Annotated in this window: 15 protein-coding genes; 9 read left to right on the top strand and 6 right to left on the bottom strand. The window is 63.0% G+C overall.

Annotation, left to right across the window (positions count from 1 at the left end):
- Nucleotides 1–83 precede the first annotated feature (83 nt).
- The 4 genes from GH665_RS38115 to GH665_RS38105 all read left to right on the top strand — a co-directional run bounded on the left by GH665_RS38115 (nucleotide 84) and on the right by GH665_RS38105 (nucleotide 3789).
- Nucleotides 84–1505, top strand: coding sequence for a hypothetical protein (locus GH665_RS38115; protein WP_153142144.1), 1422 nt, complete (start codon nucleotides 84–86; stop codon nucleotides 1503–1505).
- A 328-nt stretch (nucleotides 1506–1833) separates the two neighbouring features.
- Nucleotides 1834–1992, top strand: coding sequence for a hypothetical protein (locus GH665_RS38870; RefSeq protein WP_167346801.1), 159 nt, complete (start codon nucleotides 1834–1836; stop codon nucleotides 1990–1992).
- Between the two features lie 431 nt (nucleotides 1993–2423).
- Nucleotides 2424–2726, top strand: a complete 303-nt coding sequence (locus GH665_RS38110; RefSeq protein WP_153142143.1) for a hypothetical protein — start codon at nucleotides 2424–2426, stop codon at nucleotides 2724–2726.
- A 187-nt stretch (nucleotides 2727–2913) separates the two neighbouring features.
- Nucleotides 2914–3789, top strand: a complete 876-nt coding sequence (locus GH665_RS38105; RefSeq protein WP_246216546.1) for a 3-hydroxyacyl-CoA dehydrogenase family protein — start codon at nucleotides 2914–2916, stop codon at nucleotides 3787–3789.
- A 297-nt stretch (nucleotides 3790–4086) separates the two neighbouring features.
- Here the strand turns inward: GH665_RS38105 and GH665_RS38100 are convergent, their stop codons facing one another.
- A complete protein-coding gene (locus GH665_RS38100; RefSeq protein ID WP_153142141.1) occupies nucleotides 4087–4482 on the bottom strand; it encodes a helix-turn-helix transcriptional regulator in 396 nt (131 codons plus the stop codon).
- 260 nt (nucleotides 4483–4742) lie between these two features.
- Between GH665_RS38100 and GH665_RS38095 the strand changes: the two genes are divergently transcribed.
- Together GH665_RS38095 and GH665_RS38090 are read left to right on the top strand one after the other, a co-directional pair.
- Nucleotides 4743–5354: a flavin reductase family protein gene (locus GH665_RS38095; RefSeq protein ID WP_153142140.1), complete on the top strand. Its 612-nt coding sequence runs from the start codon at nucleotides 4743–4745 to the stop codon at nucleotides 5352–5354.
- 170 nt (nucleotides 5355–5524) lie between these two features.
- On the top strand, nucleotides 5525–5959 hold the full coding sequence (locus tag GH665_RS38090; protein WP_153142139.1) for a cupin domain-containing protein: 435 nt from the start codon (nucleotides 5525–5527) through the stop codon (nucleotides 5957–5959).
- Between the two features lies 1 nt (nucleotide 5960).
- Here the strand turns inward: GH665_RS38090 and GH665_RS38085 are convergent, their stop codons facing one another.
- Entirely contained in the window at nucleotides 5961–7418 is a 1458-nt protein-coding gene (locus tag GH665_RS38085) for a polyhydroxyalkanoate depolymerase (protein WP_153142138.1), read from the bottom strand.
- Between the two features lie 218 nt (nucleotides 7419–7636).
- On the opposite strand from GH665_RS38085, the gene GH665_RS38080 reads away from it, so the two are divergent.
- The gene (locus GH665_RS38080; RefSeq protein ID WP_153142137.1) at nucleotides 7637–8290 is read left to right on the top strand and encodes a glutathione S-transferase family protein; all 654 of its coding nucleotides are present in this window, start codon (nucleotides 7637–7639) and stop codon (nucleotides 8288–8290) included.
- Between the two features lie 85 nt (nucleotides 8291–8375).
- Here the strand turns inward: GH665_RS38080 and GH665_RS38075 are convergent, their stop codons facing one another.
- The 3 genes from GH665_RS38075 to GH665_RS38065 all read right to left on the bottom strand — a co-directional run bounded on the left by GH665_RS38075 (nucleotide 8376) and on the right by GH665_RS38065 (nucleotide 13835).
- Nucleotides 8376–10358, bottom strand: coding sequence for a methyl-accepting chemotaxis protein (locus tag GH665_RS38075; protein WP_153142136.1), 1983 nt, complete (start codon nucleotides 10356–10358; stop codon nucleotides 8376–8378).
- Nucleotides 10359–10498: 140 nt separating this feature from the next.
- Nucleotides 10499–13045 (bottom strand): heavy metal translocating P-type ATPase, encoded by a 2547-nt coding sequence (locus tag GH665_RS38070; protein WP_153142135.1) that lies wholly within the window; start codon nucleotides 13043–13045, stop codon nucleotides 10499–10501.
- 121 nt (nucleotides 13046–13166) lie between these two features.
- Nucleotides 13167–13835, bottom strand: coding sequence for an FMN-binding negative transcriptional regulator (locus GH665_RS38065; RefSeq protein ID WP_153142134.1), 669 nt, complete (start codon nucleotides 13833–13835; stop codon nucleotides 13167–13169).
- A gap of 297 nt (nucleotides 13836–14132) precedes the next feature.
- Here GH665_RS38065 and GH665_RS38060 point away from each other — a divergent pair, with 297 nt between their 5' ends.
- Both GH665_RS38060 and GH665_RS38055 read left to right on the top strand, forming a co-directional pair.
- Nucleotides 14133–15551: a DUF1254 domain-containing protein gene (locus GH665_RS38060; protein WP_153142133.1), complete on the top strand. Its 1419-nt coding sequence runs from the start codon at nucleotides 14133–14135 to the stop codon at nucleotides 15549–15551.
- A 263-nt stretch (nucleotides 15552–15814) separates the two neighbouring features.
- Nucleotides 15815–19606: a DUF748 domain-containing protein gene (locus GH665_RS38055; protein ID WP_153142132.1), complete on the top strand. Its 3792-nt coding sequence runs from the start codon at nucleotides 15815–15817 to the stop codon at nucleotides 19604–19606.
- Between the two features lie 5 nt (nucleotides 19607–19611).
- Here GH665_RS38055 and pdxR read toward each other — a convergent pair whose 3' ends face one another.
- A complete protein-coding gene (pdxR, locus tag GH665_RS38050) occupies nucleotides 19612–21165 on the bottom strand; it encodes a MocR-like pyridoxine biosynthesis transcription factor PdxR (RefSeq protein ID WP_153142131.1) in 1554 nt (517 codons plus the stop codon).
- Nucleotides 21166–21172: the final 7 nt, after the last annotated feature.

Raw genomic sequence — 21172 nt, 5'->3', positions numbered from 1 at the left:
GACAATGCGGTCTCGAAAAATTCCAATGGCATTGACGAGCGGTGCTCGGCGCCCGCTTTCCGGCGACGACCGCTTTTTTCTCTATGGCAGATTCCGCAGCATCCACGCAGTCCCGGCCTCAGCGCGCCGCTTCGAAGAAGCGGCGTCAGGCCACCGTCTCGACCGAAACTGAAAACAAACTGGCACGCGCCGCGCGCTCGGCCCAACGTCTCGCGCAACTGAGCGATGCCTCACGCGACGACAGCACGCTCGATCTGTTCCCCGACGATCCCACCCGCGCCACGCTGGAAGCGATGAACATCGACGTCCGGCAAGGCACGCTGCACGGCTTCGAATTACCCGATGTGGTGCTGGCCGCGGTCGGTGCGATCGATGCCGACGGCTTGTCGCTGGAGGCAAAGGCCGCGCGTCGCGCGCCGCGGACCACGAAATCCGAAGAACCGGCGCCGGTGTATGCGCAATTGAGCGGCCTGGAGCCGGAGGCGGTCGAGATGCCGACATTACCGGTTGGCGGGCTGGCTTTCGACGATGCCACGGCAGCCGCCGAGGCGCCGGCCGAAGAGAAGCCGGCGACAGCGGCACGCGACGCGGCCGTGCCGCTCACATCGGCGATGGCAGCGGCTACTGTGGCGCGCAGTGTGACCGCGCTGCGCCAGGCGGCTGAATCGGGCGCCACGACGGCGGATGCAGCGGCTGCATCGACCTCGGGCGGAGCGAAGCCGGCTATGCCGCCGCAGCGCTTCGCCGCGACTTTTACCAAGGCGACGACGGTCTCGCGGGAAGCCGCCGGCGCCGACGCCGCGAATGCCGGGCCTGCGAAAGCTGGAGCGGAGCGCGCGTCGTCTTCGACGGAAGCTGAGGCTGGGGCAGCGCGGGGGGGCTCTTCGGGGGAATCTGGCGCCGGCGTGGTGGCTGCTGGACCGAAGCTGGGTACAACGCCCACGTCCACGCCGGGTAATGCCTCCGCATCGGCGCCTGCACCTGCAGCATCTGCAAGCGCTGCTTTTGCTGCCCCCTCTTTCCGGGAAGCCCAGCGCGCCGAAGCCGCCGCGGCAGCGCTGCGAGCCGCGCCTGAACTTGACCGCGCGCGAGCGACGGCTTTCGCCGATACCGTCGACGCCTTATATGGCGTGATCGCCGATCAACGTCTCGCCGCAACCGACCATTCACGCCGCATGAAATGGATGCTGTCGATCGTGGTGGGCGCGTTGCTGATGACGGTCGCGATCGGCATCACGCAGACCGTGCTTCTGATGCGCCTGACGCGTGAAACCACGGCCCAGCAGCACCGCCTCGAACAGATGATGCAGAACCAGCAGGCCGCCATGGCCAGCCTGCTCGATACCCACCTGGCGATGGCCACCGCAGCGGCGGCCACTGCTGCTTCTGGCGTAGCCGCAACCGCAACCGCGGCACTCCAGCCAGCCGCAGCCGCGCCGGCTCATGGCAAACGCAGCGCGCGAGCACAGCACGCGCACAAGCCGAAAGCAGCCAACTCCCACTGACCTTCAGTGACCGCCGCGCCGGCAGAAGCTGGCCGCGGCGGTCGCCGTCAATGCCGCCCTGTTCAGCCCCCGTAAAAGCATGACAAGCTCGAAACCCGCACGCAGCAGGCGGCAGCGGTGAATCACGCTTCAGTAGGCGGACGGTTTGACCCTGAAATATAAAAAACGGGGACGTTGTCATGATGCGACGCATCATGAATAAAAACCCCTGTGGCAAAAAATCACACCCAGGAAATTGCTGCATTGCACTAGCTTTTGCCTAGGGAAAACCCTATAATGCTTATTAAGGGAAAACCCTAGCAAATGCAGTAACTAACCGGGAGTCGCCATGAGCTACATTTTTGCACTGTTCCAAAAGGTCAGCGACCTCTTTGCGTCGCCCCATCTGCCGCTGGATTCGGACTACTCGTATGCAGCGCGTAGCCGCGAAGCAGAGCGCATGCGCAAAGCGCAAGCCACGTTGTTCGGCATCAAGCTGAGCGACTAAGAAGAAAGCTGTACGGCCTGAGCGCGGACCACCGCGTACGGGCGCGCACCTCGAGTGCACCCGCATTATTGAAGCCACCGCCCGCGAAATGCGCGCTGTGGCTTTTGTTTTTGAATGTCACCATTCCGCTCCGCATTTTTCCGAATATTTCCTGGCCGAAATGAGTGTAACGGCGGCTGACATGACGCCGCGCTGCCATCTGGTTGATCCACCGCGCATCCGCTGTAGACGGGCGGCGGACATCAAAAAGGCCCCTCTTCATCCGTCCCTTTCTACGAAACGTGTGCTTACAAGTGCTCACGTCTTCATGCGATTTGCACCGTTAAAGTTGATTTCAAGCGTACGGCGTCCGGTCCGAACCCAAAATCGCGGTTCGATGTCGGCCGAACACGGACGCCGGCTTGATATAAAACTTTGCATGGGAGGTCACGATGAAAACCTTTAACAAGACGTCGCGTTCGATTGTTGCAACCTTGCTGGCAGGCGGCGCGTTGCTCGCGGCCGGCAGCGCTTTTGCTCAGGAACGAGTGATTGTCGAAAATGGTCCGGGGCCGGTGGTTTACGGTCAGCCGCACATGATGCCGGTGGGCGTGTCGATCAACATCGGCTGGCATGGCGATCGTTATTGGGATGGCCATCGCTACTGGGCTCACGACGACTGGATGCGTCATCATCCGCACGACTACGATCCGCATCACCACGACGACCGTCGTCCGCCGCCCCCGCGTTACTAATGCGCGCATGACGGTGCCGCGTGACGCGGCGTGAAGTCCACAAAGCCGGTCCTTCCTCGCGGAAGACCGGCTTTGTCACGTTCAGGCTTGAAAAACGGCGCGCTGCGCTATGCTTGAAAGCTTTCATCGATGGCAGCAGGAGAGCGGCGTGGACAAGGCAGTCATAGGCGTAGTGGGCACGGGATTGATGGGCGTCGGTATTGCGACGCAAAGTGCGCTGCACGGGCATCGGACAATCGTTCACGACGTCGACCCGGCGCGCCTCGCGAGCGTCGTGCCGAAGGCGCAAGCGGTGCTTGACGAACTGATCGACGCCGGACGCATCGACCACGCCACCAGACAGGCGGCGCTCTCGCGCATCGAGACACATGCGCAACTCGAGGTTATGGCGTCGGCACAATTCGTGATTGAGGCGATTCCCGAAGTGTTGGAGTTGAAGCATCGCCTGTATGCATCGTTAACCGGGCTGATGGCGGACGATGCGATTCTCGCGAGCAATACCAGTGGTTTTCCGCCCGATCAGCTGGTCGCTCCGCTGCGCGCGAAGGAGCGTTTTGTGATCGCGCATTTCTGGAATCCACCGCACATGATCCCGCTTGTCGAAGTCGTGCCGGGCACCGCGACCGCGCCGGAAGTGACCGGGCAAACCGCCGCGTTGATGAGCGCAATTGGCATGGAGCCGGTGGTGCTGGCGAAGGCGATTCCGGGTTTTGTCGGCAACCGGTTGCAGTTCGCCGTGCTACGCGAGGCGTTGAACATCGTGCGCTCGGGGGCAGCGACGCCTGACGTGGTCGATCGGGTCATGAAGGCATCGCTTGGGCGCCGGTGGGGGATTGTCGGGCCGTTCGAGGGCGCGGACATGGGCGGCCTCGATACCTTCCTCGATATCTCCACGCATTTGATGCCGGAACTCGCGAAAGACGAAGACGTGCTCGATCTGCTGCGTGCGCAGGTCGACGCGGGACGCGTCGGCGTGCGCAGCGGCGCGGGTTTTTATGAATGGGACGACGCGCATCTGGCGCGAGTCAAGGAAGGCCGCAAGCAGGTGATTAGCCGGGGGTAGTGATATTGCGCACGCATGCCGCATGAGGGTTAATCGTGACGGCATTTAAAACCGACCTGTTCGACATTTGCCAGCGGGTTGCCGACGAATTTCCCGGGTGGACCTTCGCGTCGGGTCAATTCAAGAACAAGTCAAGTGATCGCGCGCAAGTTGACTCATACTCCCGAGCGCTTTCGGCTAGGCGCTCTCATTCGAGATAACTCAGGCGGTCCCCGTCCCGCGCTTTTTCCCAGTAGCCGACGGGCAAGCCGTTCATCCAGATGTTGAGCCGTTGTGTCTGAGAGCGGCGCGCCATGATTACCAGTTTTCCCGTTTCTTTCTGGTCGTGATTGCCCCAAGGGGTTGCTTCGAACTCGACGCTTTCTGGGTTCGGCCCGAGCGGTTGGCGACCGGTGGAGATTTCGCTTTTCTGGCGGCGGAGACGTGTTGTTGAAGCTTCGGCGTCTCGCCCTGCGCTGGTTCACCGTCAGGCGCGGACGACGTCTGACTCATACGCAACTCCACGTTCAGCAAACGCATGACCTTAAAAAGCCGTTCGACGCTTGCCGATGCCGGATTGGCTTCCAGTTGCGCATAGCTTTGCTGCGTGATGCCTAGCAGTTCGGCCACGGCAGCCTGTGTGAGTCCAGCGGACTTGCGGAAGCCCAGCAGAATGGGGCGGAGCTGACTTAGCGTCTTGATAGCGTAATCCATTGGATTTTCTTCAGGCTCGTACAGTCTCTGGACTGTATCACGAAAATACAGACAATAAACTGTAATTTAAATATACAGGCTGTGGTTTGTATTTGCAATTTACAATTCAAAGCCTGTTAAGACGGAACGTAAAGTCACCCGATGAACACGAGTTCACGGAAGCGCGAATAGCCTTGGTCCGCTTCACGCCCGCCCCAGCAGCCCCAACGAGTCTGCGGTATAAATACCTCCCGCCTCACCCGCAAACCCAAACACAACCCATGTCCCACTACTTCTACGACCCCGCTGCCGGTCACGGCCTCCCGCACGATCCGTTCAAGGCCATCGTCGCTCCGCGTCTGATCGGCTGGATTTCCTCCCGCGCGACCGACGGGACGCTAAACCTCGCGCCCTACAGTTTCTTCGGCGCGTTCGCCAGCTTCCCGCCGATCATCGGCTTCTGCAGCGAAGGCCGCAAAGACAGCATCGCCAACATCGAAGCTACCGGCGAATTCGTCTGGAATCTGTCCAGCAAGCCGCTCGCCGAGCAGATGAACCGCTCTTCCGCACCGGTCCCGCCCCACGTCGACGAATTCGAACTCGCGGGTCTTACACCCGCGCCGGGTCGCAACGTAGCCGTGCCGCATGTCGCCGAATCGCCGGCCGCGCTTGAATGCAAACTGCTGCAAGTGATCCGTCTGCATACGCTCGACGGCAAGCCGATGGACAATTACCTGTCGCTGGGCCAGGTAGTCGGCGTCCACATCAACGAGGCTTATCTGAAAGACGGCCTGTTCGACACGCATGCCGCGCAACCGATCATGCGCGCCGGCTACCGCGCCGACTACGCCGATATAGGTGAGATGTTCCAGATGTTCCGCCCGACCGCGTAAGTACCCAAAGCGTTTGAATCATCTCGCGCCGCGCAATGCGGCGCGGCGCCCACCTGATCGCCTCCGCGAAACGCAAAGCCGGCGCCCCGCAAACTGGCCCGCTTGATGCTTGCAACCGACGCTTCAACGCGTCGTTTTCAACTGCCGGCTCACTCAAGAGGAGCGCGATCATGTCCACCGAATTCGCTACGCAGTTCAGCCATATCCGTCCACAAGACACGTCCTACGTGGATCAGGGCTTACGCGATTTTTTTCTGTACCGGGATTTAGGCATCGCGCAGGCAACCGGCGGCAAGGTGCTCGCGCAACTCGTCAAGGCGAATCACGCACCAGAGCAAGGCACCGGTTGGCACCGCCATGAGGCCGATTTCCACATTGTGATCATGTTGAAGGGCTGGGCGCGCTTCATGTACGGCGACAAGGAGACGCTCGTTGCCGCCGGCGATTGCGTGCATCAGGCGCCGGGCATCGTCCACTATCTGTTCGATTACTCGGAGGATATGGAGTACATCGAAATCGTGTCGCCGGCCGATTTCAAGTCGATTGAAGTCGAAGGTCCATGCGAAGTGCCGGCAGTGCAGCCGTGGAAGAGCGCCGTGGCCTGACTCACGATTGCGTCGCGGGTGGCCGCCGACGCGGTGCCCGTGACGCCTGCCGAGTCTTGGCGGCAGACCCGGAGCCAACCCCGTTCGGCGTGGCGGCCACCGCCGCCGCCGAATCCACCTCGACATCAACCACCGCAGCAGCAGCCGGGGCCGACGCGATCGCTTCCGAAGCGGCAGCCATCGACACCGGCTGAATCGTCCGCGCCCGCGAACTCACCACCACAGCACGCGGTTCGTTGTCGTAAATCACCGCCCGCACACGCGGATAAATCTGCCGTTCCCACCGATGTCCATTGAACACGCCATAGTGCCCCACACCGGTCTGCACGTGATGCGTCTTCAGATACGGCCTCAGCTTGTCGCACATATCCTGCGCGGCGAGCGTCTGCCCAACTGCGCAGATATCGTCTTTTTCACCCTCTACCGTCAGCAGCGCAGTACGGCGAATCTTTGAAGGCTCCACAAGCCGTCCTTTCACCTCGAGTTCATGCAACGGCAGCGCATGCCGCTGAAAAACAGTATCAACCGTCTCCAGATAAAAATCGGCCGTCAGGTCCATCGTCGCGAAGTATTCTTCGTAGAAAGTGTGGATCGTGTCGGCCTTCGCCGGATCGCCTTTGGCGCGCTCGTAGTGCATCGTCTCGAACGAGTCGAGATGGCGGCCGAGGTTCATCGACATAAACGCGGTCAATTGCACAAAGCCGGGATACACGCGACGATGCGCGCCCGCAAAACCGAACGGCACCGCGCTGATCAGGTTCTGCTCGAACCACTCGATCGGTTTGCTTTTAGCCAGTTCGTTGACACGCGTCGGGTTGATGCGCGTGTCGAGCGGACCCGCCATCAGCGTCATGCTGGCGGGCTGCGCGGGGTTGTCGTCGGCGGCCATGAGGGCGACTGCGGCCAACGCGGCGACAGTCGGCTGGCACACCGCCAGCAGATGCGTGCCTGGCCCGATCGTCTCGGTGAAGTCGATTACGTGCTGCACGAATTCGTCGAAGCCGAAGCGGCCCTGACTTAGCGATACGTCGCGTGGGTTGTGCCAATCGGTGATGTAGACGTCGTGCTCGGCCAGCATCGTGCGCACGGTGCCGCGCAGCAGCGTCGCGAAGTGGCCGGACATGGGCGCGATCACCAGCACGCGCGGCTGCGAATGAGAAAGAGAGGCATCCTTACGGAAATGCAACAGCGAACAGAATGGCGTGTGCGCCACCACGTCCTCGACGATTCGCACGGATTTGCCTTCCGTCATCACGCTGTCGATATCGAATGGCGGCCTGACAGGCGTAAGTCCGGCGAGCGTCAGCAACTCGCAGGCCGCGCGTATCGAACGTCCATGCGATGTATCGCCAAATGCGGGCCACGCGTCGAGCGAATGGTTCATCAGTGCCGCGCCGTGCCGCATTGGCAGCATCATGTCGGCGAAAGCCTGGTATGTGGGATATGCGAACAGGTTCATAACCTTCGCACGAGTGCAGGAAAGGAAGGAACCCGAGTAGAGGCAAGTCATGTGCCAATCATGTAGTCACATGATGCAGCCGTCACTACACGTTGGCATAGCATTTGCGCGAGTTGTGGCAGCGGGCCGAATTTGCCGCGCTTTGGTGCGTCCGCGCACGACAACGTGCATGCGCATTGTCCGACGTCGGCGGAACGCCTCATCTGGAGGAGAAAAGTATGGCGAATACCACGCTCACCATCAGCAGCAAGAACTATTCGTCATGGTCGCTGCGGGGCTGGCTGCTGACAAAGTTCAGCGGCTTGCCTTTCGAAGAGATCGTGATGCCGATCGACGATCCCGCCGCGCGTGCCGAATTGCTGCTGTTGTCGCCGTCGATCCTGGTGCCGTGTCTCTTTCACGACGGCATCAAGATCTGGGACACCCTGGCGATCGCCGAATATCTGAACGAGTTGAAACCGGAAGCGGCATTGCTGCCGAAAGACATCCGCGCGCGTGCGCATTGCCGCTCGATTTGCGGTGAGATGCATTCGGGTTTTGCTTCGTTACGTTCGGCCTTGCCGATGAACCTGAAAGCGCATTTTCCGGGCTTCAAGGTCTGGGCGCGGGCGCAATCGGATATCGACCGCATCGTGACGATCTGGAGCGAGTGCCTGCAACAGTACGGCGGCCCGTTTCTGTTCGGCGAGCGCAGCGCGGCGGACGCGATGTACGCGCCGGTGGTGACGCGTTTCGTGACCTACGACGTCAAGCTGGACCCGGAGGTCGTCGATTATGGGCAACGCATCATGGCGCTGCCTGAAATGCAGCAGTGGATCGCGGATGCGCAGCAGGAAGTGGAAGAGATCGACGAACTGGATGTGGAGTTTTGATAACGTCGCGCGACGCGGAACGCCGCCGCCGCAGGCCGATATTGGCGCGTGGCACGATGCCCCGCGTCAATGCAAAGGCAAGCTCTTAGTCCCGCCCCGCTTCCAGCTTGAACACGCTAACTACCTGCGCAAGCCGCGCAGCCTGATCGCGCAACTCGGCCGCGGCGAGTTCCGCCTCGCCGACAATCGTCGCATTCTGTTGGGTCGCTTCACCGATCTGCGTGACAGCGAGATTGACCTGCTCGATGCCGCCCGATTGCTCGCGTGACGCAACGCTGATTTCCGCCATGATCGCGCGCACCTGGCTGACCTGGTGAACGATGCCTTGCATGGTCGAGCTGGCTTCTTCGGCGATGCGGAAACCGCTTTGCACGGTCGCCGTGGAGGCGGCGATCAGCCCCTCGATCTCCTTTACCGAAGCCGCGCTGCGCTGGGCGAGCGCGCGCACTTCCGAGGCCACCACCGCGAAGCCCTTACCGTGCTCGCCGGCACGCGCGGCTTCCACGGCGGCGTTCAGCGCGAGAATATTGGTCTGGAACGCAATGCCTTCAATCACGCTGGTGATCTCGGCGATCTTCTGCGACGAGCGGCTGATCTCGCCCATCGTCGAGACCACGCGTTCGACGGCGCGGCCGCCTTCGAGCGCGGCGTCCGCGGCATGCGTGACGAGCGTGTTGGCTTGCGCGGCGTGGTCGGCGTTCTGCTGCACGGTCGAGGTGATCTGTTCCATGCTGGCCGCCGTTTCTTCGAGGCTGCTTGCCTGGGTCGCAATCCGTGCGGCGATGTTGCCACTGCCGGTGGCGATCTTTTCAGTGCCCTCCGACATGTCCGTCGACGCATTGCGCACTTGCGAAACAATGCGTGCGAGGCCTTCGCCGATGCCGTCGATCGACTGCATCAGGCGGCCGATTTCGTCGGCCCGCGCCTTCGTACCGTTGACGCCCTTGGCCACGCGTACGCTCAGATCGCCCGAGGCGAAGCGCTCAGACGCCTTGGCGGCTTCATCGAGCGGACGGCTCACGAGGCGGCGCACGGCGATCAGGAACACGATCGCGAACACGCCGACCAGCACGAAACCGATCAGCAGGAATTGATTGCGCGTGGCGCTCACCTCCGCCATCACCTCGTCGCGCGGCGCAACGCCGCCCACCAGCCATTGCCACTGCGGTACCGTGATAAACGACACGAATTTGTCGCGCGCGCTGTGCTCGCCGAGCGTGGCGTCGGCGGAGCTGAATTCGAGCTGGCCTTCCTTCATGTCGAGCATCTGCTGATACGGCGCGTTCGTGTTGTCCGCGTTCTGCCCGGCGGCGGCCGGATGCACGATCAGCTTGCCGCGATCCGCGCCCTTCGAGGCGTTGACCACGAAGTAATAGCCGCTGTCGCCGATTTTCAGTTTGCGGATACCGTCTTCGACCGACTGGATTTCCTTGTCCACGTTCACGCCGACGAACAGCGCACCGATCACGCGGCCGCTCGCGTCCGTGACCGGCCGATATTGGGTAATCCAGCGTTTGCCAAAGAGCGTCGCAAGTCCCGTATACGATTTGTTCGCGAGGATCGGCGCGTACGCGGGCCCGTTGCGGTCGAGCAGCGTGCCGATCGCGCGCGAGCCGTCCTGTTTCTTCAGCGAAGTCGTCACGCGGACGAAATCGTCGCCGCTGCGGGCGAACACGGTGGCCACCGCGCCACTGCGTTCGAGAAACTGGTCGGGAATCGAGAAGTCCATGTTCAGGACTTTGTCGCCGGCCTTGATGGTTGGCGTGGCGACGCCGTTGACGTCGACTTTCTGGCTGTCGTCGAGCGTGTAGCCGGTGGGCAGGAAACTCGCGAACAGTGACGTCGAGCGATCGACTTCGGCAGACAGCGCTTCGTCGAACAGCGTGATCATGGCGGCGATCGAGCGGTCTTTATCGGCAATGCGCTGCAGCACCTGATCGCTGACCTGCTGGCCGGCGCTGCGCGTGAGCGCCCACGTAAAGGCGGCGAAAATCAGTGCTACCAGCGCGCACGACAGCACGGCGAGCCGGGCGCCAACGCTGGCGCGGCGCAAAGAGAGAAATTCCATGGATATTCGGCGTAAAGGAAGACATGTGGCTTGTAAACCATGCGAATGCATGGTTTACACCTATGTCAAGATTACGGCCGAATTGCGCACATCTTTAGCGATTTCGAAGGCTTTTCGTAATATATCGACGTATATTGCCGTCAACCTGCCGACGCGCCACGCCAGGTGCGTAGCAGTAGCGCGTTGGTGACGACGCTGACGCTCGAAAACGCCATCGCCGCACCGGCCAGCATCGGGTTGAGCAAACCGAAAGCGGCCAGCGGGATGCCGATCAGGTTGTAGACGAACGCCCAGAACAGGTTCTGCTGAATCTTCCGCCAGCTGCGGCGCGAAATGTCGATGGCGTCGGCCACCAGCGCCGGATCGCCGCGCATCAGCGTGATGCCGGCCGCCTGCATCGCGACGTCAGTGCCGGTCGCCATGGCGATACCGATGTCGGCGGCGGCGAGCGCGGGGGCGTCGTTGATGCCGTCGCCCACCATCGCGACGATGCCGGCGCTGCGGATCTTCAGGTCGCGGATCACGCGGGCCTTGTCGTCGGGCAGGACTTCGGCATGGAATTCGGTGATGCCGAGCGCCTGGGCGACGCTTGCCGCACTGCCTTGGTTATCGCCGGTGACGAGCACGCTTTTGATACCCATTTGGGCGAGCCGTTCGACCGCCGCGCGCGCGCTCGGTTTGACGGTATCGCCGAAGGCGATCAGGGCGAGCGCGGCGGGTGCCAGCGGCGCTCGCTGCATCAGCCAGGAGACGGTATTGCCGGCAGCTTCGAGTTGTTTTGCGCGCTCGACGAATGGCGCCGGCAACACGATGCCGAGCTCGTTGAGCCAGCGCGTGCTGCCGAGCGCGAGCGTACGGCCATCGACGTCGGCTTCCACGCCGCGCCCGGGCACTGCGCGCGCGGCGCTTGCCGTGAATGCCGCAACCGGCGTAATTGACGCAACCGGCGCAACCGGCGACTCCGCTGCGGCCTTCACCACGGCCCGCGCCAACGGATGATCGCTATGCCGCTGCACGGCTGCGGCGAGCGCGAGCGCCTCGTCGCGCCCGATACCGTCGAGCGCCTCGAATGCTGTCACCGACGGTTGACCGAGCGTCAGCGTGCCGGTTTTATCGAACGCGACGATATTCACCCGATGCGCGGTTTCCAGCGCCTCGGCGTCCTTGATCAGCACGCCGCGCCGCGCGGCGACGCCGGTGCCGGCCATGATGGCCGCGGGCGTTGCCAGTCCCAGCGCGCACGGGCAGGCGATCACCAGCACGGCGACCGCGTTCAGAATCGCGGTTTCACCGCCCGCACCGGCAATCAGCCAGCCCACCAGCGTGAGCACCGCAATCGCCAGAATCGCCGGCACGAAGATTTCGCTGACACGATCGACCAGACGCTGGATCGGCGCTTTCTCAGCCTGCGCGCTTTCCACGAGGCGAATGATTCGGGCAAGGGTCGTTTCCGCGCCGATTGCGGTGGTCGTCACCGCAATCGCGCCTTCGCCGTTGATCGAACCGGCGGTAACCGGATCGCTGGCCTGCTTGGGCACCGGCAAGCTTTCGCCGGTAATCAGCGATTCGTCGATATGGGTGCGGCCTTCGAGCACCGCGCCGTCGACCGGCACGCGTTCGCCCGGACGCACGATCACCACTGTGCCGACCCGCACTTGCGCGAGCGGCACTTCGCGTTCGTCCGCGCCGACGCGGATGCGTGCCCGATCGGGGCGCAGCGCGTTAAGCGCGCGGATCGCGTCCGTGGTCTGGCGCTTGGCGCGCGCCTCGAGCCATTTGCCGAAGCGCACCAGCGTAATCACCACCGCCGACGCTTCGAAATACAGATGCGTCATGTCGCCGCCATGGGTCGCCAGTTCGTAGATGCTGATCCCATAAGCCGCCGACGTGCCGAGCGCCACCAGCAAGTCCATGTTCCCGGCGCCGGCCCGCACCGCCCGGTAAGCCGCTCGATAGAAGCGCGCGCCGAATACGAACTGCACGATCGAGGCGAGACCGAACTGCAGCCAGGGGGACAGCATCGCGTGCAAGCCGAACCATTCGCCGACCATCGGCAGGACGAGCGGCAGCGTCAGCACGGCGGAGACGAGAACGGCTGCCAGTTCGCGGCGGGTCTGGTTGCGTTTGCTTTGCGCGACGGAGGCGAGCGCGGCCGTGTCGGTGACGGAAGTCGGCGCGTCCGGCGGCGCCATTAGCGTTGCCTCGTAGCCCGCTTTTCTGACCGCGGCGATGAGCGCTTCGATGTCGGCGCCCGCGCCCATCTGGTCCGGATTGACGGTCGCCGTTTCGGTCGCCAGATTCACCGATACGTTCGCGACGCCCGGCACCTTCGCGAGCGCCTTCTCCACGCGCATCGCGCATGAGGCGCAGGTCATCCCGCCGATTGCCAGTTCCGTGGCCTGCGAGCTTGACGCCGGCGTGGCGTCCGGTGGTGCCGACGGGCTGGCTTCGTAGCCCGCTTTGCGCACGGCGCCGGCGAGCGTTTCGGGGTCGACTGCGGCGTCGCTGTCGATGCTGGCCTTTTCAGTGGCGAGATTCACCGACGCGCGGGTGACGCCCGGCACTTTGGCGAGCGCCTTCTCCACGCGCATCGCGCACGAGGCACAGGTCATCCCGCCGATGTCGAGTTCGATGGTTCTGGCGGGCGTAGCGTCCGTGGGACGCAGGGGTGTGGCAAGTTCGGTCATGGTAGGCAAGGCTCATCGCAGCATTGGGCCGCATCATGAACCGAGTATTGACCTTCCCATGATGGGAAGGTCAAGGATGTTTTTGTCGCACGACGGTGGATAAGGCCGGGGAGCAAAAAGCTCAGAATGGCGGCGGAGCGTCCAGCATCGCCTGGCCAACGGCTTTCTGTTCGTCGCTCGTGCGCACCAGCAGCGTTTCGGCCGCGCCGCGCCGGTCGGCGGCTTCCTTGTTCTGACCGAGTTTCCATTTGCCGACCAGTCGCGTGACCTCGATCTCGAGGCCGACGATCGCCCCCAGCATCTGCGCAATATAGTCGGCCGGCGCATCACCCATCTTCCAGGGTACCGGTTCGCCCGCTTCCATCTTGCGGGTGAGCCGCGCGACCAGGCCGCGCAAGAACGCCTCGTCGTCACGCACCACAATCCGGCCGTGCGCATGCACCACCATATAGTTGTAAGTCGGCACCTGGCGATGTGTCTCGTGCTTGCTCGGATACCAGGTCGGCGAGATATAGGCGGCGGGGCCCTGGAAAATGACGAGGGTTTCCGGGTTGGCGGCGACTTCCTGCCAGACCGGATTGGCCCGGGCGACGTGAGCGCGGAGGATGCCGTGGGTTTGGATGACGCCGTCAGCCCCTCCGGGGACTGGTTTTGCGTCGAACTCGAATGGCAAATGGTTCGCATCGAGCCCATTCGGTCCATGAGTAACCAGCGCGCCGAACGGCTGCCCGGCAATCAGGCGGTGGAGCACCTCCGGGCGGTTCTCTTCGAAATGGGCGGGCATATACATAAAAACGCTCCGGGAACAAAGGACAGCGAGTGGCCGGGGTGGGCAGCCAACCGGCAGGCAGGAACCGGCTCGGGAGTGACAAAAGCGTTACACACACCGCAAATGGTGTCCGCGCGCGCATTACAACGCGCTATTGCTGCCTTTGCGCTTGCCTGGCGAACAAGGATACGATACAACCCGATGTTGTCGGCAACACAAGCTGCGGACTCGCTGCGCCTGGCTTTGGGAGGCCACGCAAACAGGTTTCGCCGCGTACCGACGCCTCCCTTAGGACCGCACGTTCTGCCACCTGAACGAATGATAAAAAATCGCCAAGAACTGTTTTCGCTTCACTGGACCTGCGCATCGCTCGCAGGCCTCGCATTTCTGGCTGGTTGTGCGTCGACTCCGTCCACGACGCAAAAAACCACCGGCTGGATCAAGGACGAAGTTGCCGATTCGTACGTGTTCGGCTATCCGCTGGTGCTGATGGGCGTCGCGCGCGACGCGGCGGTTGGCACCGATCCGGGCCAGGCGCCGATCAATACCTTGCGCCACGCCCAGGCCTTGCCGCCGATCGGCGCAGCCAATCCATTGCAGCCGAGCCTCGATACGCTCGATTCGACCGGCTGGCTGGACGTGGGCAGCGAGCCGGTGATCGTAGCGCTGCCCGACTCGCACGGCCGCTACGTCGATGCCCGCGTGCTCGACATGTGGACCAATGTGGTGTGGTCGACCAGCTCACAATTTGCCACCCGCGCTGCGGGCATCAAGGCGCAAACGATTGCTTTCGTCGGCCCGGGCTGGCAGGGCGATCTGCCCAAGGGCGTCACGCGCGTCGACGTGCCGACCCGCAACGCATGGGTGAGCGTGCGTATCCAGTCGAACGGCACCCGCGACCTGACAGCGGTGCGCAAGCTGCAGCGCGCGATTCGCGTTGTGCCGCTGAGCGTCTACGCCGGCGGCACACGCTCGGCGTCGATCGCGGCGCCGCGCAGCACGGCCGCCGATGCCGCGGTGGCCGCTTCCGGCACACCGGCCGCGCAAGTTGCCGCGCTCGACGCGAACGGTTTTTTCAGCCGGCTCGCGCAGGCCCTGCCGGACAACCCGCCAACGCCGGCTGACCCGCATGCGCTGAAAATCCTTTCCGACTTCGGCGTGACGCCGGGCGACCCGGTGAAGCTGCCGAACTCGCCCGACGTGATTGCCGCGGGTCTCGCCGACGGTCACGAGCGCGTCGTCACGCCGCCGTCCAATCTGCTGAGCAGCAATGGCTGGAGCTGGTTCGGCGACGGCGTCGGCAACTACGGCCCTGACTATGCGATGCGGGCGTACGCTGCGGCGACCCAACCGGGCATCGGCACGAAGGACGATGAAGTGCGCGCAGTCGTTACCCAGGACAGCGACGGTCATACGCTCAACGGCGCAAACCGCTACGTGATCCACTTCGCGTCGAACCAGTTGCCGCCGGTGCGTGGTTTCTGGTCGATCACCGCGTACACGAAGGACGGTGCGTTAGGGGAAAGCGCGCCGGCGCGTCTGGCGGTTGGCGATCGCAACGGTGCGCGCCGCAATCGCGACGGTTCGCTCGACGTGACGGTGTCCTCGGTGCGCAGCAAGAGCGGCAACTGGCTGCCGGCGCCGCGCGCCGATCTGCAACTGGTGCTGCGCCTGTACGCGCCGAAGCCGCAAGCGACTGACGGCAGCTGGCAACCACCGGCCGTGGTGCGTCAGTGAATGGCCGTAGTGCAGTTTGCCAGCGAAATGCCTCAATGAAATACCTTGGCGATTTGCGTCGCTACTGTGACAGCCGTGCATGAGTGACGCATAAATCGCCCATGTCCGCCGCTTTGTGCCGGCGGACATGGGCGGCGGCAGCATGCAACAATATGTAAGCTGCGTCTGACATTGCTACCCCGCGTAAGATTCACCACTTATACTGCCGCTTGCGGGATTTTCGTTTCGCGGCGGGCTTGCCGCCGCATTACCCAAGACCGAGCATGGCAAGCCTCAACAAAGCATCAATCGCTTCTTCCATGCAGACCGTGCGCAATGTCGCGCAGTCACGCCGCACCCGGCGTGTCATCACGGGTCTGCTGATCTTCCTCGTATTGTTCGGTCTGCTGGGCTTTTTCGCGGCACCGCCGTTGATTCGCCACATTGCCGAGCAGCAACTCAGCAAGCAACTCGACCGGCCTGCCACGATTGGCCGCATCGCGCTCAATCCATACACGCTCAAACTCGAAGCCGATCGCGTGCATATCGGCGAGCGGGGCGGCGCGGGCGATTTCGTCGATATTTCGCGGCTTATCGTAAAGCCGTCGTGGAGTTCACTGTTTCGCGCAGCACCGATCATCGACGAAGTGCAGCTCGATTCACCGCGTTTTCATATCGTTCGCTACGATGCGCAGCGCTTCAATTTCACCGACCTGATCGAGAAATTCTCGAAGCAGCCGGCCAAACCCGATAGCAAGCCGACGCTCTTTTCGGTGTCGAACATTCGCCTCGAAAATGGCCAGATCACGTTCGACGACAAGCTGCTCGGCGTCACGCATGTGATCGATCAATGGAAGCTGGGCATTCCGTTCATTGCCACGCTGCCTTCGAAAACCGATATCTTCGTCGAGCCGTTGCTGCGTGCGCGGATCGACGGCAGCCCGCTCGCTATCGACGGCAAGACCAAGCCGTTTGCCGCGTCGCGCGAATCGGAAGTGTCGCTGCGCTTCGACGGGCTCGACGTGCCGCGTCTCATTTCCTACGCGCCGACCAAACTGCCGGTGGTTGTGCAGAGCGGCAAACTGTCCACCGATCTCAAGCTCAATTTCGTGGTCTCCAACGACGCGCCTTCGTTGCGGGTGGCGGGCACGGTCGATTTGAACGACGTGGACATACGCGATCAGAGCAAGGCGCCGTTCTTTGCCGCGCGCACGGTGCATGTGGCCGCAGCGACGCTCGAGCCGCTGAAGAGCCTGTATCACTTCGACGATATCCGTATCGACGCGCCGAGCGCCAGTCTTGCGCGTGATAAAGACGGTGTGCTGACTGTCGAGAAAATGTTCACGCCTGAGCCTGCCGCCGAGGCTTCCGCCCCGGCATCGGCCGCGGCCGCATCCACGACGGCTAAAAATGCGGCGAGCGCGCCCGTCGCCGCATCCGGCGCAAGCGCCACAGAGAAGACCGCGCAGCCGCTGGACCTGTCGATCAAGCGTTTTGCGATCAACGACGGCACCGTCAACGTTCACGACGAAGCCGCCTCGCGGCCGGTCGAGCTTGGCCTGCAAAAACTGGCCGTCACGCTGACCGATTTTTCGACGCTCGCGACTGCTCCCGCGCACTACACGCTCAATACCAACTTCAAGGACTCTACCGGCTCGCTCGGCGTGGCCGGTGCGTTCGGCCTGGTCGCGAAGACCGCCAGCGCGAAGCTCGATCTGAAGTCGCTGCCATTGCCGCCGCTGCAGCCGTACCTCGATACGGCGACCGCGGCGCAAGTCGTCGACGGTGCGTTGTCTGTCAATGCGAATCTCGACGCGAACTGGTCGAAGTCACCGGCCGCTGTGATGGTCGGCGATACGCAACTGAATCTGCAATCGCTCAAACTCGCGGCGCGCGGCAGCAAGGCGCCGGCCGTCTCGCTCGCGCAAGGCCAGGTGACGATCAAGCAGGTGGACGTGGCGGGACGCACGGCCGACATCACCGGCGTCGATACGACTGGCCTGGTGGTCAATGCTCAGCGTCTGAAAGACGGCAGCATCGACCTCGCCGCGCTCGCGGGTCCGCATCAAGCCGAACAGCAGCGCACCGCGATCCACGCGGCGAAGAAAGCAGAGGCGGAGGGACCCGCTTGGCACTACAAGATCGGCGAACTCAACCTGAAAGACGCGACCGCGAATTTTACCGACAACACCACGCCGAATCCGGTGAAGCTGAGCGTGACGCTGCTGCAACTGAAGGTGCAGCAGATCAGCGACGATCTGAGCAAACCGTTGCCGATCGATCTGCAAGCCACGCTCAATAAAAAAGGCACGCTCGGCGTAAAAGGCGATGTCACGGCGACGCCGCTCAAGGTGGCCGTCAAGGTGAACGCAAACCGCCTGGATGCGGCGGCTTTCGAACCGTACTTCGGCAGCAAGCTCAATGCGCTGATCGCAAGCGCGTTGCTCAACGCGAACGGCGATCTCGCGCTGAGTCAGGCGAAGGCGCTGAAAGCGACCTATCGCGGCGACGTCGCGCTGGTCGACGTGCGGATGCTCGACAAGGCGACGTCCGACCCGTTCGCGGGATGGGGCTCGCTCGCGCTGACCAATCTGAAGGCCGACTACGACGAACGCGGCACGGTGGTCGATGCCGGCCGCGTCACGTTCACGAAGTTCTATGGGCGTGTGCTGCTCGACGCACAAGGCAAGCTGAATCTCAACGACGTGGTCGCGCATGAAAGCGGCGCCGCGCAATCGCTGACCCGCGACAAGAGCGGCTCGGAACCCGTGCCGTTGACGCCGCAAGCGGCCTCGTCGCCCGAGGTGGCGCCCGCGCCGGTACCGGCGTCGTCCGTCAAGTCCTCCGCTCCTGCCACGGTCACGGCAGCAACGCCGCCGCAAAGTCCCGTCAAACTGCATTTTGGCCAACTGGTGCTGCAACAGGGCCGCGTGACGTACACCGACAACTTCATCAAACCGAACTTCACGGCGAACCTGGTCAGTATTCAAGGCACGGTGGGTGCATTCGGCACACAATCGACCACCCCCGCTCCCGTGGACATTGCCGCGAAACTGGCAGCCAATGGCCCGTTGTCGATTCGTGGCACGGTCAATCCGCTGATTGCGAAGCCCGCACTCGATCTGACCGCGAGCGCGCACGATATCGAACTCACCAACCTCACGCCGTATTCGGCGAAATACGCCGGGTATCCGATCACCAAGGGCAAGCTGAACGTCGATCTGCACTACAAGCTCGATAACGATCAGTTGAACGCGAACAACCACATTTTCATCGACCAGCTCACGTTCGGCGATCACGTCGAGAACAATACGGCAACCAGGCTGCCGGTGCGTCTCGCGATCTCGCTGCTGAAAAATTCGCGTGGCGAAATCGATGTGAACCTTCCGGTGTCGGGATCGTTGTCGAATCCTGAGTTCAGCATTGGCGGCTTGATCTGGCATGCCGTGCTCAATCTGCTGCAGAAGGCCGTGACCGCGCCGTTCTCGTTGATTGCCAACGCGTTTGGCGGCGGTGGCGAGGAGATGGGCTATGTCGAATTCGACCCGGGCTCGGCGAAACTCTCCGACGCCGCGGATAAAAAGCTCGACGCCATCGTAAAAGCACTGGCCGACAAGAGTTCGATCCGTATCGATCTGATTGGCCGGGTCGATCCGGCGGTCGACGAACCGGGCCTGCGGGCGCAATACGTCGATCGCGCGGTCAAGCAGCAGAAGATCAAGGACGTGGTGGGCAATGGCGAAAGCGTGGATCTGTCGACCGTCACCGTGGATCCGAAGGAATACGACAAGTACCTGACCAAGGCCTACAAGGCAGCCGACTTCAAGAAACCGCGCAATTTTGTCGGCTTGACCAAGAGCCTGCCGGACGACGAGATGAAGGCCGCAATGGCCGCCAACGCGCCGATCGACGACGCCAGCTTGCGCCAGCTCGCGCAGCAACGGGCGCAAGCCGTGCAGCAGTATTTCGAGGGCAAGATCGACAGCAGCCGTGTGTTCATCGTCGCGCCGAAGCTGAACGCGGACGGCATCAAGGACAAGGGGGCGACGACGCGAGTGGACTTCGGCCTGAAGTGAGGCGCTCAGGCGGCGCGCGTGGGCTTTTTCTGCAACACCGTCTGCTCGATCACGCGCGCGAGGGTGTCGAACGCGGGTCCGATCTTCTCGTTCGCGACGCACGCGTATCCCAGCAATAGTCCGCGCCGGGCGGGCGTCTCGCTGCTGTAGTAAGCGGCGAGCGGCCGCACGATCACGCCGGCATCGTAAGCCGCGGCGGTTACTGCCCGATCGTTCGCATGATCCGGCAGGCCGAGTACCAGATGCAAGCCGGCCTCGTCACCCATCACCGGCAGTTCGTTGCCGAAACGCGCGGTGATCGCGTCGATCAGAATCTGCCGCCGCTCACCGTATAGCGCACGCATACGGCGAACGTGCGACGTGAGATGCCCGTCCATGATGAAATCGGTCATCACAGCCTGCTGCATCAACTGGCCCTCGCGGTATAGCTCGGCAACGCCCGTGCGGAAGGTGTCCACCAGATGCTCCGGCGCGATCATGTAGCCGATCCGCAAACCCGGAAACAGCATCTTCCCCAGGCTTCCCACATAGATCACCTGACCGGCGTCGTCGAGCCCTTGCAAGGACGCGAGTGGGCGGCTGCCGTAGCGGAACTCGCTGTCGTAGTCGTCTTCGATGATCCAGACGTTGTGCTGCCGCGCGTATTCGAGCAGCGTGCGGCGGCGCGCGAGACTCATCACCATGCCGAGTGGATACTGATGCGACGGCGTGACGAGCGCCAAGCGCGGTGGCTGTTGCAAATCCTGCTCGCGCGGGTTGAGTCCCTCATCGTCCACCGGCACCGGCACCAACGTGATCCCCGACGATTGCAGCACGCTGCGCGCGCCCCAGTAGCACGGCTCCTCCACCCAGGCGCGATCGCCGACGTCGGTCAACAGGCGCACGGCCAGATCGATCGACTGATGGATGCCTGTTGTGATGATGATCTGATCGGGCGTGCAGTTCACCGAGCGGGCGACGCGCAGGTAATCGGACAACGCACGCCTCAACGGCCGATAGCCGCCGCCTGGCGCATAAGTCAACAGATCGGGATTGGCCTCCTTCCAGAGTCTTGCCTGCAAACGGCTCCATGTGCGCGCCGGAAATTCGGCGACGTCGGGCACGCCCGGCATGAACGCGCCCCATTGTTTGGCGGAGACGCCGGCCTGATCGATGAGTCTGCGTCCACGCGTGGAGAGGTCACCTAGATCGCGTGCTGGCGGCTTCAAGGCCTCGTCGGCTGGATTGGCGCCGCCCGCGTCGACGCTCACCACCACCGGCTTCTTGCGCGTATTCATGGCCGCCGCGTCCGGCCGCGTGTCGGCGACGTAGGTGCCGCTGCCGGTGGTCGAGATCACGTAGCCTTCGGCGGTCAACTGGTCGTAGACGTGCAGCACCGTATTGCGCGCGATGCCGAGGTCTTCGGCAAGCGTGCGCGAACTCGGCAGCTTGGTGCCCGGCGGCATCTGGCCGGTCAGGATGGCCTGCTGCATCAGCCGCAAGGTCTGCCTGTAGACCGGTTCGGCGGCGGCGCGGTCGAGCCGCGCGGCAAGCCAATCCGACAAGATCACGGTGTCCAAGTGGTTC

Source organism: Paraburkholderia agricolaris (genome assembly GCF_009455635.1).
GTDB classification, from domain to species: Bacteria; Pseudomonadota; Gammaproteobacteria; order Burkholderiales; family Burkholderiaceae; genus Paraburkholderia; species Paraburkholderia agricolaris.
Note: the sequence above shows the minus strand (reverse complement) of the source record. Positions and strands in the feature narration are given on the sequence as shown.